At 39.6% G+C, this 18,087-nt stretch carries 12 protein-coding genes and 1 tRNA gene; 9 read left to right on the top strand and 4 right to left on the bottom strand.

Annotated features, from left to right (window positions below; all coding sequences use genetic code 11):
* The first annotated feature begins 342 nt into the window (after positions 1–342).
* Positions 343–987 (top strand): DUF3318 domain-containing protein, encoded by a 645-nt coding sequence (locus K2F26_RS13380; RefSeq protein ID WP_194053358.1) that lies wholly within the window; start codon positions 343–345, stop codon positions 985–987.
* Between the two features lie 117 nt (positions 988–1,104).
* Here K2F26_RS13380 and K2F26_RS13375 read toward each other — a convergent pair whose 3' ends face one another.
* Complete coding sequence (locus K2F26_RS13375; protein ID WP_220608223.1) at positions 1,105–1,902, bottom strand: 7-carboxy-7-deazaguanine synthase QueE; 798 nt, start codon at positions 1,900–1,902, stop codon at positions 1,105–1,107.
* A 224-nt stretch (positions 1,903–2,126) separates the two neighbouring features.
* Between K2F26_RS13375 and K2F26_RS13370 the strand changes: the two genes are divergently transcribed.
* From K2F26_RS13370 to K2F26_RS25330, 6 genes are all read left to right on the top strand, one after another.
* On the top strand, positions 2,127–3,179 hold the full coding sequence (locus tag K2F26_RS13370; protein WP_194053354.1) for an anti-sigma factor antagonist: 1,053 nt from the start codon (positions 2,127–2,129) through the stop codon (positions 3,177–3,179).
* 381 nt (positions 3,180–3,560) lie between these two features.
* Positions 3,561–4,022 (top strand): ribosome silencing factor, encoded by a 462-nt coding sequence (gene rsfS / locus K2F26_RS13365; protein ID WP_194053352.1) that lies wholly within the window; start codon positions 3,561–3,563, stop codon positions 4,020–4,022.
* On the top strand, positions 4,019–4,519 hold the full coding sequence (locus tag K2F26_RS13360; RefSeq protein ID WP_220608222.1) for a CGLD27 family protein: 501 nt from the start codon (positions 4,019–4,021) through the stop codon (positions 4,517–4,519). Before rsfS ends, K2F26_RS13360 begins: the two co-directional genes overlap by 4 nt.
* Positions 4,516–5,469 (top strand): asparaginase, encoded by a 954-nt coding sequence (locus K2F26_RS13355; protein ID WP_220608221.1) that lies wholly within the window; start codon positions 4,516–4,518, stop codon positions 5,467–5,469. Before K2F26_RS13360 ends, K2F26_RS13355 begins: the two co-directional genes overlap by 4 nt.
* Positions 5,470–5,522: 53 nt before the next feature.
* Positions 5,523–5,599 (top strand) — tRNA-Met (locus tag K2F26_RS13350).
* A gap of 44 nt (positions 5,600–5,643) precedes the next feature.
* Positions 5,644–5,772 (top strand): zinc ribbon domain-containing protein, encoded by a 129-nt coding sequence (locus K2F26_RS25330; RefSeq protein WP_367890301.1) that lies wholly within the window; start codon positions 5,644–5,646, stop codon positions 5,770–5,772.
* Between the two features lie 155 nt (positions 5,773–5,927).
* On the opposite strand, the gene pgmB is transcribed toward K2F26_RS25330, so the two are convergent.
* Positions 5,928–8,825: a beta-phosphoglucomutase gene (gene pgmB / locus K2F26_RS13345; protein ID WP_220608220.1), complete on the bottom strand. Its 2,898-nt coding sequence runs from the start codon at positions 8,823–8,825 to the stop codon at positions 5,928–5,930.
* Between the two features lie 243 nt (positions 8,826–9,068).
* Positions 9,069–11,504, bottom strand: coding sequence for a sucrose synthase (locus K2F26_RS13340; RefSeq protein ID WP_220608219.1), 2,436 nt, complete (start codon positions 11,502–11,504; stop codon positions 9,069–9,071).
* A 1,064-nt stretch (positions 11,505–12,568) separates the two neighbouring features.
* On the opposite strand from K2F26_RS13340, the gene K2F26_RS13335 reads away from it, so the two are divergent.
* Positions 12,569–12,862: a HetP family heterocyst commitment protein gene (locus K2F26_RS13335; protein ID WP_220608218.1), complete on the top strand. Its 294-nt coding sequence runs from the start codon at positions 12,569–12,571 to the stop codon at positions 12,860–12,862.
* 123 nt (positions 12,863–12,985) lie between these two features.
* Here K2F26_RS13335 and K2F26_RS13330 read toward each other — a convergent pair whose 3' ends face one another.
* Positions 12,986–13,390, bottom strand: a complete 405-nt coding sequence (locus K2F26_RS13330) for a protein tyrosine phosphatase family protein (protein ID WP_246605354.1) — start codon at positions 13,388–13,390, stop codon at positions 12,986–12,988.
* 893 nt (positions 13,391–14,283) lie between these two features.
* Here K2F26_RS13330 and nifJ point away from each other — a divergent pair.
* The gene (gene nifJ / locus K2F26_RS13325; protein ID WP_220608217.1) at positions 14,284–17,988 is read left to right on the top strand and encodes a pyruvate:ferredoxin (flavodoxin) oxidoreductase; all 3,705 of its coding nucleotides are present in this window, start codon (positions 14,284–14,286) and stop codon (positions 17,986–17,988) included.
* Positions 17,989–18,087: the final 99 nt, after the last annotated feature.

Genomic DNA, 18,087 nt, shown 5'->3' with positions numbered 1-18,087 from the left:
GAGGATGGAGAATTTTGAATTAAGAATAAAGCCTTTTTGACTCGCCCATTTGGGTTTAAGTCCCCCGCCATAATCTGGTGATTTGGCGGTCTATGATTGGAGGTGGGTTGAAAATCCCCTATAATCGGCCTCTTTCAAAACTGCCTTTCAACTCCTGCCTCCTTTCACACCAGAAAGATCGCGTTGGGCTACAGCGTGCAAGTCTACGGAGGGATAACCGCTCCCATGCTCCCGTTGAAGTAGAAAGTAAAGTCTAGCTTTGTCTAGGTTTTATATAGCAGAGTGTCAAACTCTGAAGTGATAACCTAACTAATATACAGAAATTTTTTAGGGCTGGATTTTATGACATCCTATACAACCTCCTCAGCCAAAGCGGAAATGAGTGAACTCCGACGGTTGAAAAGCTTACTACCACCAGAATTACAAAGCTGGGTGACAGTTGAAGGAACAACCGAAGTAAGTCCACCCCTGATCCGTTGCGAAGAAATTGGTAAAGACCAAGTAGAAATACAAATCGACTTGGTGAAATGGGATGCTTTAGCAATGGATCAGCGTAATCTCCTGTTTTGGCATGAAGTTGCTCGTATCCAAAATGACACCATTCCTAAAGATGGTTGGGAAATGGCCGCACTGGCTATTGGTTTAGGTGGTGCTGTAGGTGAATTATGGGTACAGGATGGCTTACTGCTGGTGTTAGCATTGGCGCTTTGTGGTGTTTCCGGTTGGCGACTCTATCAAAAGAATAATGGGGAAAAGCAAATCAAAGAATTAATTGATGCTGACGAAAAAGCGATCGCCTTAGCAACTCGTTTTGGTTATAGTCTCCCCAACGCCTACAAGAGTTTAGGCAGTGCCTTAAAAACCTTAATTGACACCACCCCCGGTAAACGTCAGCGTTCCCGTTATGAAGCCAGACTTTCCGCCCTCAAACGCAGCGCCAACAAAGCCAAAAATAAATCTCGAACTATGGATGAAGGTGAACTGTAGGAAGCAGGGGGCAGGAGGCAGAATAATTTTAGATTTTAGATTTTAGATTGGAGTTGACAAAAACAATCCAAAATCCAAAATCCAAAATCCAAAATTTTATCCCCAGTCTCCAGTCCCCTACATCTGCTTCAACATCTTATGGGTCTGGGGGATCACCCGCACTTGTTTCACAAATCGCTTCATCAAAGCTTGCCATTCTAAAACTTGGTTTGGTTTAGGGGCTTCTACAGCTACCTGACTGAATTTTTGAGATTCTGCTAAAGGTGTCACAGGTTGCAGAAATATAGGAATATCCTGACATATACCATTAACTAATAAAGCTGCTCGTTCCAATTCGCCAGGATCAGTCCTTTGAGAGACAATTATCTTGACAAAAATCTCTAAATTTGCATCAAAGCATATTTGGAGAAATTTTTCATGTTCTGTCCAATGACTTTCGCCACTCACACTAGGCAATTTTAAATCCATGCCTACAGAGTCAAGGTACGGGAGAATCATGTCCAGTTGCTCAGGGCGATGTCCCCCAGTTTCCAGATATATGGGCAAATTGGTCAGCGATCGCACTTCCGGCAAAAATTGCGCCAAAAATGGAGCATGAAGAAGCGGTTCACCTCCAGTTAAGCTGATGCTATCGTGTAGAAAAGGTAAATTTTGCCTTTCCATCCATTTGATCAACGTGGCCAGAGGAATAGGATTAGAGTGGATTTCAAAATCTCGCAATCCTGGTGAACGCTCTATCTGACATACAGAGGGTGCAATCCATGTATTGGCGCTATCGCAAAAGTGACAACGCAAGTCACATATTGCAAAGCGAATAAAAATTTGACGAGTCCCGACGTTGAGACCTTCTCCTTGAATAGCGGAGAAAACTTCAACCAGGCGTGCTGTAGGTTTAACTGTAGTTGTAGCAATCATGAGATGATAGAGAGGAACGCGTTCGTCTGTGGTCTAGCACAGTCGCTGACACCGATTGGGTATGAAACCAGTAGGTTTCTAGCTTCTTTTTCCATTGTGAACCGTGTTCGGCAATCTCCAAATCTCTGCGCGAAAAACTACTCACCTATCCTTAATCTTATTTTTTTCAAAATTAGGTTAAGTAGTTTTCCAGGAAAAAATAATGTTTGGCAGATTAGATCCCAATGGCAACCAAATTGCATAGCTTCATGAGTAGCCAACCCACAGAGGCAAATTTCCCAGTTACTTACCTGAACGATACAGCAATAGTACAAGCTTCAATGCGATTAAGTGTAATTGAGGCTGTACGCTTTAAGCAAACCTGCCAAAGCCTCATCCAAGCTGATACCCATCCCCAACACTTGATCATTGACTTCCAAAATACGATCTTTATGGATAGTAGTGGTTTGGGGTCTTTGGTGAGTAATTTTAAATATGCCCAAGAACAAGGGATCGGATTCAGACTTCGTAATGTTACCCCTCAAGTGATGGCAGTTCTCGACCTCACAGGATTAGATCAGGTATTTTCTATTGAGTCTCCTCACAGCGTTAGTCCCATAGAACCTAATCATATTAAAGAAAATAATCGGATCACTAACTCTCGCAAAGCAGATCCCCTACCTCAAACACATCCTTCTGTGGCCTCTTGGATGAAAAGATTGATTGACATAGTGGGATCATTGGTGGGTTTAATAATTACAGCATTTTTATTCATTCCTATTGCGATCGCTATTCAAATCAACGATCCTGGTCCGATTTTCTTTAAACAAACCCGCTGTGGGTGGATGGGTAAGCGTTTTGCTATTTGGAAATTCCGCTCTATGTGTGTCGATGCGGAAGCCAAGAAATCTCAAGTTCAAAACCAAGTCCAAGGTGCTTTCTTTAAAAATGATAACGATCCTAGAATTACCCAGGTAGGACGCTTTTTACGGCGCACCAGCCTGGATGAACTACCCCAATTTTGGAATGTCCTCAAAGGCGAAATGAGTTTAGTTGGTACTAGGCCACCTACCCCCGATGAAGTAGAACGATATGAAGTACCAGAGTGGCAACGCTTAGATGTCAAACCAGGGATGACCGGTGAATGGCAAGTCAATGGCCGCTCGACAGTACGCAGTTTTGAGGATGTTATTCGTCTTGATTTGCAGTATCAACAAAATTGGAGTTTAATTTATGACTTAAAGCTGATGCTTAAAACTATAATCATTTTGTTTAACAAAAACAGCGGTGCTGTTTAAAATTCAGCAGTTTCCACAATTCGTAAAAATTACATTTTAAAATTTACCCAAGCTCATTAGATCGGCTCTGGGTAAATTTTTTGTGTGTTTACATATTTATTCGTTAGGAATCAGGACTTCTAGGAGTCTTTGATAGCAAATAATGGAAATAGTAGCTCTGCATCGGTAAAAACAGCAGTAAACAATTAGCAATCAGCAGTCAGCTAACTGCATAAATAGCAGTTAATCTCAAGAAGGATTCCTTTTTTCTCGCCTGGGTTATACCCCTAAACACCGATTTTTTTGTTAGTATTCAAAAAAACCTATTCACACAATTGCAAGTTGTTTGTAACCACATCAGACAATTTGTAACAAAAAAAGGAAACAAGCAACTGAGGTTGAATGACTGATTATTTCCCAAGAAATTTACCATTAGAATCTGTTCCACTGACCAAAACAACAGTGAACACCTCAATGGCGGAAACTGATAATCTGAGTGAAAAATTAGCTGTAACCATAGCTGAAGCTGGATCAGAACGCAAAGCAGGTGAGATTTTATTGCTGAAAGTAGCAGATGTCTCCTACCTGTCTGATTACTTTGTGATCATGACAGGCTACTCTAGGGTACAAGTGAGAGCGATCGCCGCAGCAATAGAAGAGAAAGTAGAAACAGACCTGCAACGTCGTCCGTTAAGGTCAGAAGGAAAAGCTGAGGGGAGTTGGGTGCTACAAGACTATGGAGATGTGATTGTTCACATTATGATGCCCAAGGAACGAGAGTTTTATAATTTAGAAGCATTCTGGATTCATGCCGAACGCATTTCACTGCCAAACTCTGATCAGGTTGAGGATAAACCAAGATGATGAGATCATCGGTTTCTAACTGCCCAGTTCCCACAGAACAGCAACCACTCAATGAGTACGAAGAATTAAAAAATTCCTGGCTATTTCGGGATACTACCTTAAGCTGGCGTAATTATCTCACCAGGATTTTTTGGATTTGGAGTTGGTCGTGGCTGGTTGCAGGTCCAGTAGCCGCAGCCAGCTTTCCTCCACAAAAGCATATAGTTCATTTTATTCTCTGTGGATCTGCCGCTGCCAGTGTGGGGGTAGTGCTGATATTGGTGCGGTTGTATTTGGGTTGGTTCTATGTGCGCGATCGCCTTTATAGTTCCACAGTCTTCTATGAAGAATCAGGCTGGTATGACGGCCAAACCTGGACAAAACCCCAGGAGGTCATTGTCCGCGATCGCCTCATTGTCTCCTACGAAATTAAACCTATTCTCCAACGCTTGCAAATTACCTTTGCCGCCTTGGCTTTCATGTATCTTATTGGTACTATAGTTTGGCATTTGTTTTGACAATGGGAAAACGAACACAAGCCACAGCACTGGAAGTCCGGTTACTGCGGGAAGGTATTATCGAATCTAGGCATATAGTCCAGGCTGTAGTCAGCGACGAACGGGGACGAGTTCTATCTGTTGCTGGCAACGCCGAAACCGCTGCCTTTGTCCGTTCAGCCCTCAAACCATTTCAGGCATTAGCTGTCACCAGTACAGGCACACTGGAACGTTATGATTTGAGCGATCGTGACTTAGCCATCATTACCAGTTCCCACAAAGGCAGCATGGAACAGGTACGACAAGTATTTAACATCCTCTGGCGGGCTGACCTTGACCCCAGCGCCTTGCAATGTCCAGTTCCTGAAGGTAAACGCAGCACCCTAGAATACAATTGCTCTGGTAAACACGCCGGAATGTTAGCAGTTTGTCAGCAACGCCATTGGCCTTTAAATAACTACTTGGATCGTAAACACCCAGTTCAGCAGTTAATTCTCTCCAAGGTAGCAGAATTATTGAGAATGCCAGCAGCCGAATTTATCGGTGTTCATGACGACTGCGGCGCTCCCACATATCTCATGCAACTCGGTCACATGGCTTCTTTATATGCTGTACTCGCCTCCAGCAATAACTTAGATATGGAACGCATTGTCCGCGCCATGAATCACCATCCGACTATGGTGGCTGGAGAAGGTGAATTTGACACAGAATTGATGCGCTTAACTCCGGGTGAACTGGTCAGTAAATCAGGTGCGGAAGGAGTACAGTGCATTGGCCGACTTGGTGAAGGGATGGGATTGGCTATTAAAGTTATGGATGGAGCTAAACGGGCAAAATATGCCGTAGCTATTCATGTACTTCAACAAATGGGTTGGATTAGTCCCAGCGTTGCCCAAAGCCTGGCAGAGAAATTCATGAACTTGGGGAAATACAAGCGTTTAGAGGTAATTGGAGAATTATCGCTTTTGTAGTTGACAAACTCTTGACTATGAGTTATATTAAAAAAGTCAAGAGACGAAAGCGACGCGGGATAGAGCAGCCTGGTAGCTCGTCGGGCTCATAACCCGAAGGTCAGTGGTTCAAATCCACTTCCCGCCACCAAATTGAAAACGTGACTCTATAAGGTTTTAAAACTTTATAGAGTTTTGTTTTTTATAAAGAAATCCAGCGAACCAAAACCACTGAGAGCTATTTATCGCTGCGAGAACTGTGGTTTGGAAATAGATAGGGATCTAAATGCAGCAATCATGTTATCGCGTCTGGCTAAGGCGTGAAAGTCTACGGAGGGATAACTGCTCCCATGCTCCTGTTGAAGTAGAAAGTAAAGTCTAGCTTTGTCTAGGTTTTATATAGCAGAAAGTATCGAAGTTTGGCATTGATACTTTCTCGTGCTTTAGATGGTGGAGAAAGAAAGTCAAAAGTCAAAAATTTAGGTTAGGGTGGGGAATGTGGGCTGTAAAGCAATATCCCTAAATTTCTCTTGCAATTTTTCCCAAGTCATCCCTGCTAAACTGGGTAAAACAATGTGAGCATTTCCCACCCTTTCCGGTGGTCCCATACCCACCGCCCACATACCTGCGGCTAAAGCTGCATCTATACCTGCTGCTGCATCTTCAAACACTGCACATTGCTGAGGTGGCATTCCTAACTGCTGGGCTGCAAATAAAAATAAATCTGGTGCGGGTTTGGGTTTATTTACACTATAACCATCAGCGATCGCATCCAGTTTATCACTAATTCCCAACTTTTCCACAACCAGACGAGCATTTTTACTCGCTGAACCAAGGGCAATTTTTAACCCCGCTTGACGCAAATCATCCAACAAAGAAACCGCACCTGGTAACAAATCATCAGGAGTAATATTTTCAATCAATTCCCCATAGTAATCATTTTTACGCTCCATCATCTCCTGGATCTGTGTATCAGAATATCGGCGATCGCCAATAATCAACATCAGGGAAGCACGGCGAGAAATTCCCCGTAACGCCTCATTAGCTTGACGGCTAAAAGGTATACCTTCCTCATTTGCTAACCTTTGCCAAGCTTGATAGTGATATTCAGCAGTATCCGTTAACACACCATCTAAATCAAAAATCACACCTTGAATATTAGTAGCAGATTTTTTCCCAGTCCCTTTTTCCCGGAGTAAATCAAAATTATGCCATTTGCCACGCCAGTATAATTTAAACTTTAAGCGTGTCCAACCAGGAGGTAAATGGGGATGGGCTACTGGCTGATTATCGGTAAATTTAATACCTCCAAAACCGAAAACCACAGCTTGCCAAACACCTCCAGCACTAGCACCGTGAATACCTTCATGAGCATTCCCCCGGATATCTTCTAAATCCACCATTGCCGCTTGTATAAAGCGTTCATAAGCTTTTTGGGTTTTCCCTAAATCTGCGGCTAATATCGCGTGAATAGCTGGACCAAGGGAAGAACCATAAGTAATATCCGTGCGGGGTGCGTAATAATTCCAATTTACTTCTAAATTTTTTCTACTGTAAGGAAATTCACTAGATTCCCGCATGAGATAAAGTAGCATTAAAACATCAGGTTGTTTCAGAACTTGGTGTTTATTTGCACCTTCAATACCTAAAATCGCTTGCATTGACTTTTGACGCGGTTCGTAGTCTGCTAAGTTAATATCATCTAACTGGAAAAATCCCTCACATTGCTCAACTAATCCAGTTTCTGGGTCGTAGGGAATCCAGATTTTATTAATGATTTCTTGCCAATGGTTTCTGATTTCGTCAGTCAGGTGCAATTTCTTCTCTAGTTCCTCAGCGTGTTCTGGGAAATTACGACGTAATAAGTTATCAACTATACAAGATTTTTCCAGATGCCACTGGACTATCCGGTTAGTAAAACTATTGTTATGTACTAACTCATGGTATTCATCCGCACCTATAACGCTACGTATTTCATAACGTTGAGTGTGAGGATTAAATTCAACGCGACTTGACCAGAAAATTGCGGTATCTAGAATTATCTCTGCACCATAATCTCTCAGCCATTCATCGTCCCCAGTGACTTGCCAATAGTACCATACAGCATAGGGAATAACTGAGCTAATATGAATTTCCCTGTCACGACACCAAATACGCACATCTTCAGCATAATAATCACTCGGTAGCGCCCAGCGTGGTGTTACTTCATCCCCAGTCACCGCACTTTCCCAGGCATACATTGCCCCTTGATATCCATAATGTATCGCTTTCCGTCGCGCCCCATCTAGAGTATGATAGCGGTAAGTCAGTAAATTCCGAGCTAGTGCTGGTTGAGTAAAGGTAAAAAATGGCAAGATAAAAATTTCCGTATCCCAAAAAATATGACCGTGATAACCAAACCCAGAGAGGGTTTTTGCGGGAATACTCACTCTTTCATCATTACGAGGAGCAGCAATGAGCAATTGAAATAAATTATAACGCACAGCAAAAGCGGCTTTGCTATCACCTTCAATCAGAATGTCGCTTTGTTGCCAAACCTCAGCCCAAGCTTGTTCATTCGCATCACGAAGAGTTATATAATCAGGTAACTGGGCGAGTTTTGACTGGGCGGCTGATACTGGTTGATCAACGTCACGAGAGGTAAAAACAGTAACAATTTTTTCTATGGTTACGGTTTGCTGTGGTTCAGAGAAAAAAGTGGCGCTGATGCTAGGATAACCTGGTGCGGTATTGATTTGCATAGCCGCTTCCACGCCTGAAATGGTCATTTTTGCAGCCATGCCGATATCAATACGAGAATAGCGGGTGCGACTGTGTAACCAGAAACCTTGGTCAAATTTCCCTTGATCTAGTCCTTCCCAGTGATTAAAACCTTTATTTTCTGGGTAGCCATTGATACTGGATTGTATTTCAATTAATCCATGAAAATCTACTGTGGTTAACTGGCAGCGTTGTCCTAATACATGATGATCCGCTAAACTGGCAAAGCGTTCAAAGCTGATATCTATGGTTTTTCCTGTGGGACTGCGCCAACGCAGAGAACGGCTAAGAACGCCTTGACGCAGGTCGAGTTCACGGTTGTACTGCAATATTGTACCTTGATCGAGACGAAAGCGATCGCCATCAATCATCACTATCAATGGTAGCCAGTCTGGACAGTTAGCCAGTTCGGTATAAACTACGGGAACATCGTCATAAACACCGTGAATGAATGTAGCAGGTAATGCACGGGGATAGCTTTCTTCAAAGCTGCCTCTTGTTCCTAAATAACCGTTACCAATGGTGAAAATTGTTTCTCTAGCGTGTAATTTTTCAGGATTAAACTGGTTTTCTATTAATATCCAGTCTGTGTAGATAAAATCTTGTTGTTTTTCCATTTTTATTATTAAATATTACTAAATGAATGGATTTTTTCACGCAGAGGCGCAGAGGCGCGGAGGGAGAAAAAAGAGAGATATAGGGAGCATCCCCGTTGTGTAGTTTTTTTTACCTAACGATTGACAATTTCGGCTTGATATGATTGAACCGCAAAGGACGCAAAGTACACAAAGGTAAGAGAGTTTCAGAGAGTTGTTGGTGTGGCTACGTTGATTTTTTTAATAATTTTAGATTTCAGGTTTTTAAATGGGAAGGTATTGTTTTTGTTGTTGTTGTTGTGTGTGGGGGATAATTTTTTCTGCTCTTGGTTTATAAATGAGATAAAATAATGTTTCCATATATCTATCTCTGGCTTCGTTGTCTTCTGGGGCAATGAAGTTCCAAAAACTAAACATTTTAGCTAAGACTAATAATTGTTCAGTGTGGAGATTCCAGTTATATTTATGTCTAATTCTCTCAATCATCCATTGTGAGGTTTCTTGCCAATAATCTGGGTGAGATTCACATTTATCTAAAAAGTTGATAATTGTTTTAGCTGTACCTTCTAACTCTGTTGGATTGAGATGAAATCCATTTTGCCAATCTTCGATAATTTCTAATGCTCCCCCGAATTTTGTGGCAAAGGTTGGTAAGCCGGAAATCATGGCTTCTAAAATGCTGCGTCCAAAGGCTTCATAAAGGGCAAAATGCACAAATATTCCTTGTTTATCGCCAATTATGCGATATGCTTCACCGATTTTACTGCTAGGTAAGCGCATTCCTAACCAGCGGATTTTATTGTAGAGATTATACTGGTTAATAATATTGTGTAGTTTTTCTATTTCCTCGGCTTCTTCTGGGTTTGTGGCTTCATCGGGAGATAATTTGCTGGTTAATAAAATTAGGTTACACCGTGATTGTAATTCCTGACTTTTACCAAAACATTCTGCTAAACCAGTCAGGTTTTTAATTGAGGTAATGGGTGCAACTGCAAAAATCGGTCTTTTGTTAATATCTTCTAATTTACCGAAAATGTGATCATCTTCTTGGTGAAATAATAAGTTTTGAATGTGTTGGCTTTCTTGAGGATTTCTTTTTTCTGTTTGGTTGTAGGGAAAAAAGAATGTTTCACTGACTCCCGGAGCAACCATATTAAATTTTGGATTGAATAAATCAATGCCATCAACTACATGATATAATTCGGGCATGGTAAAACATTTGTAAGATTCATATTGTCCCATTGTGTCTGGTGTACCCACAATTTCTTGATAGGTTGAAGCAATGATAAAATCTGCTGCATTCATGCTAATTAAGTCGGCTGTAAATTGGGCAGAAAAGTGATATTTTTCTTCTAATTCTTGCCAATATAAGTTACTAAATAGGTTTTTCGGTTTTTCTAGGGAATGGGCTATATTGCATTGAGTGACTTTTAAACTACGGGAGAGTAGAAAAGCAACTAAGTTACCATCGCTGTAGTTACCAATAATCAAATTTGGTTGACCTTGAAATTGCTCTAATAGTTCTTTTTCTGCATCTTGAGCAAATTTTTCTAAATAAGACCAAATTTCAAATTTGGAAATCCAGTTATTGGTAATTTCTGGATGGGAATCTGTAAAGGGAATTCGCAAAATCCAAGCGTTTTCTGTGTTGTTAACTTTTTCTAATCGCAGGTCACAAAATGTTCCTTGACAGTTGGGAATCAGGCGAGTCAGAATAATTACATGAGGTTTGATACCCAAGCAGTCCAGACCAGCAAGTTTAATTTCTTCTTGTAGTTTGTTTTCTAAGCTGCGTGCTTGTTCAAGGACGTAAATAACTTGACCTAATGTTTCTTCCCTTCCTAAAACGTCTTCTTGCGCTACCCAACCATGTATAGAAACAAGAACAACGCGAAAAACTGCGGGTATACGCGATACAAAGGCTTCCAGGAGGGAAGGTTGGGGCGTGTCGATGAGTCTTTGTAAGAGTTCTAGGGTTTCTTTGAATCGCGCTGCATTGTTACCCCAACCTGCTTCAAAACCAAGTTGTTGAAGTTGAAAGCGAAATTCTGGGTAGGGTTGGTGAGGGGGAAGTTCGCTTAAAAAAGTGATTGCTGGTTTAATTTGTTTAGCAAACTGAATACCAGAACGAATGCGATCGCCAATCAACAACCGCATACCATTGTATTGTATGCCTTGTAATGCTTGAAACAATTTATCTAGCCAATATTGGGGATCAGTAACAAATTGATTGCAGAGATAATGGTTAAGGAAAGTCAAACCTTGACCAATATTTCTGGGGTCGCTAATTCTGGGAGATGCTTGGTAAAATGGATGCAAATCAATTTCTAGAATGTGAGATTGGTAACGATTGACTAAGCGATCGCTCACATCTAAAAATTCTTTAGGAGTCATTAAATCAAACTGAGTAAAATCTGAAGTTAGTCTCCATACTTCTTGACTAGCAATTCTCGGTCTAACTACAAACCAAGTATTTTCCCTTTCCAAAATTATCTCATGGGTATAATGAATAAGTGTTCCTAAAGAAGAAGAATGGTAAAAATAAGCAGGTTTTTGAGATTGATGACAATAATCTGCAAAAGCTTGCAAAATTTCATTTCTTAAAAAATAACGTTTATCCTGACTATATAAGGTACAGAGAAACTGACGAATTTCAGTTTTTTCTTCACTGTTTAAAATAGCCTGAAATAATTCATACATAGGGAATTACTCAAATATAACACCTACAACCTCATTTTTATCACCTTAAAAACCATCGTTTTAAAAGATGGGTTGGGTAAGGTGCATTTCCTCTGCGATTATAAATAAATTGTCAAAATTATCGCGTCTAACTCTGGTGTGAAACCATGAAGTAATTCCTGAGATAGAGAACAATATATTTAGTTAGTAAGTAAGACTGCTATCAGTAATCAGTAATCAGCTTATAATGGCAGAAACAAAAATTTAGCAGCATTAATTGAGGAAGTTTACACTTTGTGTATTTGTGATTATTGTTTGTATTTTAGCCTTGAAAGCTGATAGCTAACGGCTGAATACTGACTTTAGTTAGATTTCTGAGTATTAGTTATTCAGAAACCAAGAAAATAACAACCTTTAATCAAGCCATAGTCACCTGTGAGCTAACTAGCAACAAACGTTATTTGATTCAATAGCTGCTGATTGCACTTTTGTAAACGCCTTGTGTGACACTATTTAAATAGGCATTTAAACAAGATACAAAAAATGCCATCAATTATAATTTCTTTATATAAAAATTGCCAACTTGGCTAAAATGCTCGCCAAAAAATAGTATTCTGCATATCAGATGATTGTTTGTGTTTCCTATTTTTTCTAATCACACAATTGACTGAGGTATTAACATAAATAACTTTTGATAACCTTTGTCGAGAATTAAAATAAATTTAATGTAAGGGGGAATGGTAAAAGTGAAAATAATGATCGAGCCAATTTCTCAGTTAGAAGTTAACTATCAACTCATAAAGGTCTATTTCTACTCAATAGGAGTCATTAATACATTTATATTATTCGCTCCTCTAGGGATGATTGCCAAAAATCTCTAAATCTATTCGTGGTCATTCGTCAGCCAAAATCTCTCTTAGTGCATAGATATTTCACTATTATCTTCTTTTGATTTTGCACTGAGAAAAACTGGCAATACGCCGTCTTTATTTTAGCTTTTTGGCAATTATTTAAGCATAGGCAACAGACCACTTGATACCGCAGATACTGTAAACCAAAAACTACAAATTTTATCAGGGCTAGTCATGAATTACCGAGCTTCTTCTTCTCCAGCTACCTTTGAGAATGTTATTACTCCTGACGAATTAAATCAGATTATTGAAGCGATTGCGGATGGGAGATATTCCTGGGCTTGTGTGTTGATTTTGCGTTTTATTGGCTATAATCCACTGCATTATATACCCCAGCGAACTTATAGCAGAATCATGAAAGAAAATAGCCAAGTTGTCACAACATCAACATCTACAACTAAACAGAAATTGCAATCTGTCAATAATGATCATCGGGGAACTTCATCTCCAACTTTCAACAATAACTAAGTAGGGGCAAACCCCCTGTGGTTGCCCTCTTGAGGCAGGAGGCAGGAGGCAGAAGTTATTAATTTTGACTTTTGATTTTTGACTTGATTCTATCCCTGTTTCCTGTTCTTTACGGCTAACTAACTATAGCAGGTCTAAATTAATAGTTTTTTGCCACACTTGGTCAAAGGCAATTCCCTGTTTAGTAGAAATATATAATAATACTATAGCTGCTGAACGTTTGGAATTATCACAATGTATTAACAGTGGTTTAGGAATTTCCTTAATAATTTGAAAAATCTGGTTTGCAGATGGATGTGTGAGATTTTCAATTTTTGTAGGCAGATTAACATAGGATAATCCTAAAAGTTGACTTTTTTCCTGTTCATTGTGCCAGAAGCTTGGTTCATCTGCAAAACATAGATTTAGCACAGACTTATAACCATCATCAGCCAGTTGTTGTAGTTGATCTGGTGTAATTTGTCCACTTATTGCTAAATCCTGATTAATCTTTCTGACAATATTAATTGGCAGCACATTGTCAATCATAGGTTTTGGTGGAAAGAATAATATTTTTGATGCCAACCCTGTCTCCAACTAGGTATGAAAATTTAATGTAGGAATTTCCTGGACCCTTGTTGTACAAATATTAACTGCTATCTAGTCATAATCCTTCAGCCATCGGTTTATATCGGTTTACTTCTGTACCTAAAATATTTAAATACAAAGATTGAAAATAAACAGATGCAGATAACATTCCTGAAATTAAAATTTCTGAATCTTTGTTATTGCTGCTATTGGCTGATTACTGATTACTGATAGCTGAATGTTTACATCTAGTCATTAATCTACTCTTAACTTACAGCTAGAATTTGAGGAAGTTGTGAGGGTAGTTGACACTCTGCGTCCTAAAGAAGCGCAGATTCTTGAGTAGCCCAAAAACGAACTCTCAAAGGCATTGTCAAAGTGCCTCTAGTAACTATACTGAAATTTAATCCCAGTATTGCCTTTACTTTTCTTAAAATGTTGCTTGCCGCATTCGCATCAGCATTAATGTAGAAGTTATTGGCTGTTCTATACAATCCACTTTCTTATAAAAATTAAAAATTAAAATTAATGGGGGCTTTAACCGAGTATATTTCAACAATTAGACAGCATTTACAGCAGATTGCAGATCAATGAGGTACAGAATCTAAATTGAAACCTATACACCAAGCTAGTTTTACTCCTGACTCCTGCTGTATATAGTTTTGTTAAACCCTCAAATATGAGTTTTCCTCACAAGTTCCTCAAATTTTCAGTTTAGTTTCAAGGTAGACACCCGGATACTGGAAACTAGGTAATGGAGACTGGTTACTGGGTACTGGGTACTGGATACTGGGTACAATTTTTTCCCTTTTACGAATTACCCAGAGTTGAGAAATTCTCAAAGGTTAATTAATATGAAAACCAGAACATTTGCCACCATAGACGGTAATGAAGCAGTTGCCAGAGTAGCCTATCCACTCAATGAAGTTATTGCCATTTATCCCATTACACCATCTTCACCGATGGCAGAATGGTCTGATGCTTGGATGAGTGAAAATAAACCCAATATTTGGGGAACTGTTCCCACAGTGGTACAGTTGCAAAGTGAAGGGGGCGTTGCCGGTGCGGTGCATGGTGCATTACAAACCGGTGCACTGACTACCACTTTTACAGCATCTCAGGGATTAATGTTAATGATCCCGAATATGTACAAAATTGCTGGTGAACTTACACCTACAGTATTTCATATTGCAGCCAGATCATTAGCGGCTCAAGCATTATCAATTTTCGGTGATCATAGTGATGTCATGGCTACTAGAGGTTCTGGTTTTGCCATGTTATGCTCTGCATCTGTACAAGAAGCTCAAGATTTTGCCGTTATTTCTACCCGTGCAAGTTTAGAATCTCGCATTCCTTTCTTACACTTTTTTGATGGTTTTCGCACCTCTCACGAAGTAGATAAAGTAGAAACATTAACAACTGAAGAATTACAAAAAATCATCCCCATAGAATTAGTTATAGCCCATCGTTCACGGGCATTAACTCCAGATAACCCAGTATTAAGAGGAACAGCCCAAAACCCCGATGTTTACTTCCAAGCACGGGAAACAGTGAACCCATTTTATTTAGCTTGCCCAGATATCACTCAGAAGGTAATGGATCAATTCGCCGAAATTACAGGGCGAGAATATAAACTATTTGAATATCATGGAGATCCCCAAGCAGAAAGAATAATTATCCTCATGGGTTCTGGTTGTGAAACGGTCCATGAAACAGTAGATTATCTCAACAAACAAGGAGAAAAAGTTGGTGTAGTTAAAGTTAGATTATATCGACCTTTTGACACCCAAAGATTTATTGATGCTTTACCAAAAACTACTCAAAGTATTGCCGTTTTAGATCGGACAAAAGAACCAGGCGCAACAGGTGAACCACTGTATACAGATGTGGTTACAGCTTTAGCAGAAAATCAACTTAATAATATTCAAGTTGTCGGTGGAAGATATGGGTTATCTTCTAAAGAATTTACACCCGCAATGGTAAAAGCTGTATTTGATAATTTGACTGTGGAAACACCAAAAAATCATTTTACAGTTGGAATTAACGATGATGTCACCCACACTAGCCTAGAATATGACCCAGAATTTAACATTGAACCTGATAGCATAGTGAGGGCAATATTCTATGGTTTAGGTGCTGATGGTACAGTCGGTGCAAACAAAAACTCCATCAAAATTATCGGTGAAGAAACAGATAATTATGCTCAAGGTTATTTTGTTTACGACTCTAAAAAATCTGGTTCTGTCACAGTTTCTCATTTGCGGTTTGGAACTCAACAAATTCGCTCTACCTATTTAATTACCAAAGCTAACTTCGTCGCTTGTCATCAATGGGAATTTGTAGAAAAATTCCCGATGTTAAAAGATATCGTTCCTGGTGGCACATTCTTACTTAACGCACCTTATGACAAAGATGAAGTATGGGATAAATTACCTGCTTCCATGCAAGAAGAGATAATTAACAAAAATCTCAAATTCTACGTCATTAATGCCTATAAAGTTGCACGGGAAACGGGCATGGGTGGACGTATTAACACCGTCATGCAAACTTGTTTCTTTGCTGTTTCCGGTGTTTTACCAAGAGAAGAAGCAATAGAACAAATTAAAAAATCAATCCGTAAAACCTACGGAAAAAAAGGTGAAGAAATCGTCCAAATGAACATCCAAGCAGTTGATAAAACCTTGGATAACCTGCACGAAATCACAACTAAAGAACTGAAAAAAGAACTGTCATCTGTAACCTGTAACCTGTCACCTATACCCGATTATGCACCTGTATTTGTGCGTGATGTTTTAGGGAAAATAATTGCGAGGGAAGGTGATGATTTACCAGTGAGTGCATTACCTTGTGATGGTTCATATCCCACAGGAACATCAAAATGGGAAAAACGCAATATTGCCCTAGAAATTCCTGTTTGGGACCCAGACGTTTGCATTCAATGTGGTAAATGTGTGATGGTATGTCCCCACAGTGTAATTAGGGGTAAAGTTTATGAACCTGAACAGTTAGAAAATGCCCCTGCAACCTTCAAGAGTGCAAATGCAAAAGAACATGATTGGCATGATTTAAAATTTACCATTCAAGTAGCAGCAGAAGATTGTACAGGTTGTGCTTTATGTGTGGATGTATGTCCAGCGAAAAATAAAGCCGAACCTAAGAAAAAAGCCATTAATATGGCAGAACAAAGACCATTAAGAGAACAAGAACGGGAAAACTGGGATTTCTTCTTAAATTTACCAAATCCAGACCGCCGCAATTTGAAGTTGAATAGAATTAATCAACAACAAATGCAAGAACCGTTATTTGAGTTCTCTGGTGCTTGTGGAGGATGTGGAGAAACACCGTATATTAAATTAGCAACTCAATTATTTGGCGATCGCATGATCGTCGCTAACGCTACCGGTTGTTCATCCATCTATGGCGGTAACTTACCTACCACACCTTGGACTAAAAACGCTGAAGGTAGAGGTCCAGCATGGTCCAATAGTTTATTTGAAGATAACGCCGAATTTGGTTTAGGTTTCCGCGTTTCTATTGATAAACAAGCAGAAATAGCAGCTTATTTACTCCAACAACTTGCACCCCAAATAGGCGAATCTCTAGTTACAGATATCCTCAACGCTGAACAAAAAGACGAAGCGGATATTTATGAACAAAGAGAACGGGTATCTATTCTCAAAGCAAAATTGGATGAAATTATCAACGCAGATGAACACAGATTAACGCAGATGAAAGAAGACGATATCGGCGTTCATCAGCGTCTATCTGCGTTCAAAAATCTCAAATCCTTAGCTGATTATTTAGTGAAAAAGAGTGTTTGGATTATTGGTGGTGATGGTTGGGCGTATGATATTGGTTACGGTGGATTAGATCATGTAATTGCCAGTGGTCGCAATGTGAATATTCTGGTATTAGACACAGAAGTTTATTCTAACACTGGCGGTCAAATGTCCAAATCTACCCCCAAAGGTGCAGTGGCAAAATTCGCCGCAGGTGGTAAACCAGCAACTAAAAAAGACCTGGGTTTAATAGCCATGACCTATGGTAATGTTTACGTTGCTAGTGTGGCAATGGGTGCAAGAGATGAACACACATTAAAAGCTTTCTTAGAAGCAGAAGCTTACGATGGACCATCAATAATTATCGCCTACAGTCATTGTGTAGCTCATGGTATTAATATGGCTACAGGAATGCAAAATCAAAAAGCTGCTGTAGACTCTGGACGCTGGTTATTGTATCGTTATAATCCAGATCGTGTAGAACAAGGACAAAACCCATTACAACTTGATTCACGCACACCCAGAATACCAGTAGAAAATTCCATGTACATGGAAAATAGATTTAAAATGTTGACCAAAATTAACTCAGAAAGGGCAAAAGAACTACTACAAGAAGCCCAAGCTGATGTTAATACTCGTTGGCAAATGTACCAATATTTAGCCGCCAGAAAATTACAGGAAAGTCAACATCAAGAACCAGAAAATAAACCTGTTGAAAATCCTAACCCACAAGCAGAATCAAATAGTAATAACAAAGGTGTAACCACCTCCAACCGTTAAATAAAAATGGGGAGATGGGGAAGAAAATTTTAGATTTTAGATTTTAGATTGGAAATGAAAAAACAATCCAAAATCCAAAATCCAAAATCCAAAATTGCA

It is taken from the genome of Sphaerospermopsis torques-reginae ITEP-024, from assembly GCF_019598945.1.
Classification (GTDB): domain Bacteria; phylum Cyanobacteriota; class Cyanobacteriia; order Cyanobacteriales; family Nostocaceae; genus Sphaerospermopsis.
This window is presented reverse-complemented; position numbering and strand designations above follow the sequence as displayed.

Bases quoted from the DNA above. Each gene is read 5' to 3' on its own strand.
- K2F26_RS13380 (WP_194053358.1), top strand. From the start codon at position 343: ATGACATCCTATACAACCTCCTCAGCCAAAGCGGAAATGAGTGAACTC.
- K2F26_RS13375 (WP_220608223.1), bottom strand. From the start codon at position 1,902: ATGATTGCTACAACTACAGTTAAACCTACAGCACGCCTGGTTGAAGTT.
- K2F26_RS13370 (WP_194053354.1), top strand. From the start codon at position 2,127: ATGGCAACCAAATTGCATAGCTTCATGAGTAGCCAACCCACAGAGGCA.
- rsfS (WP_194053352.1), top strand. From the start codon at position 3,561: ATGACTGATTATTTCCCAAGAAATTTACCATTAGAATCTGTTCCACTG.
- K2F26_RS13360 (WP_220608222.1), top strand. From the start codon at position 4,019: ATGATGAGATCATCGGTTTCTAACTGCCCAGTTCCCACAGAACAGCAA.
- pgmB (WP_220608220.1), bottom strand. From the start codon at position 8,825: ATGGAAAAACAACAAGATTTTATCTACACAGACTGGATATTAATAGAA.
- K2F26_RS13340 (WP_220608219.1), bottom strand. From the start codon at position 11,504: ATGTATGAATTATTTCAGGCTATTTTAAACAGTGAAGAAAAAACTGAA.
- K2F26_RS13335 (WP_220608218.1), top strand. From the start codon at position 12,569: ATGAATTACCGAGCTTCTTCTTCTCCAGCTACCTTTGAGAATGTTATT.
- K2F26_RS13330 (WP_246605354.1), bottom strand. From the start codon at position 13,390: ATGATTGACAATGTGCTGCCAATTAATATTGTCAGAAAGATTAATCAG.
- nifJ (WP_220608217.1), top strand. From the start codon at position 14,284: ATGAAAACCAGAACATTTGCCACCATAGACGGTAATGAAGCAGTTGCC.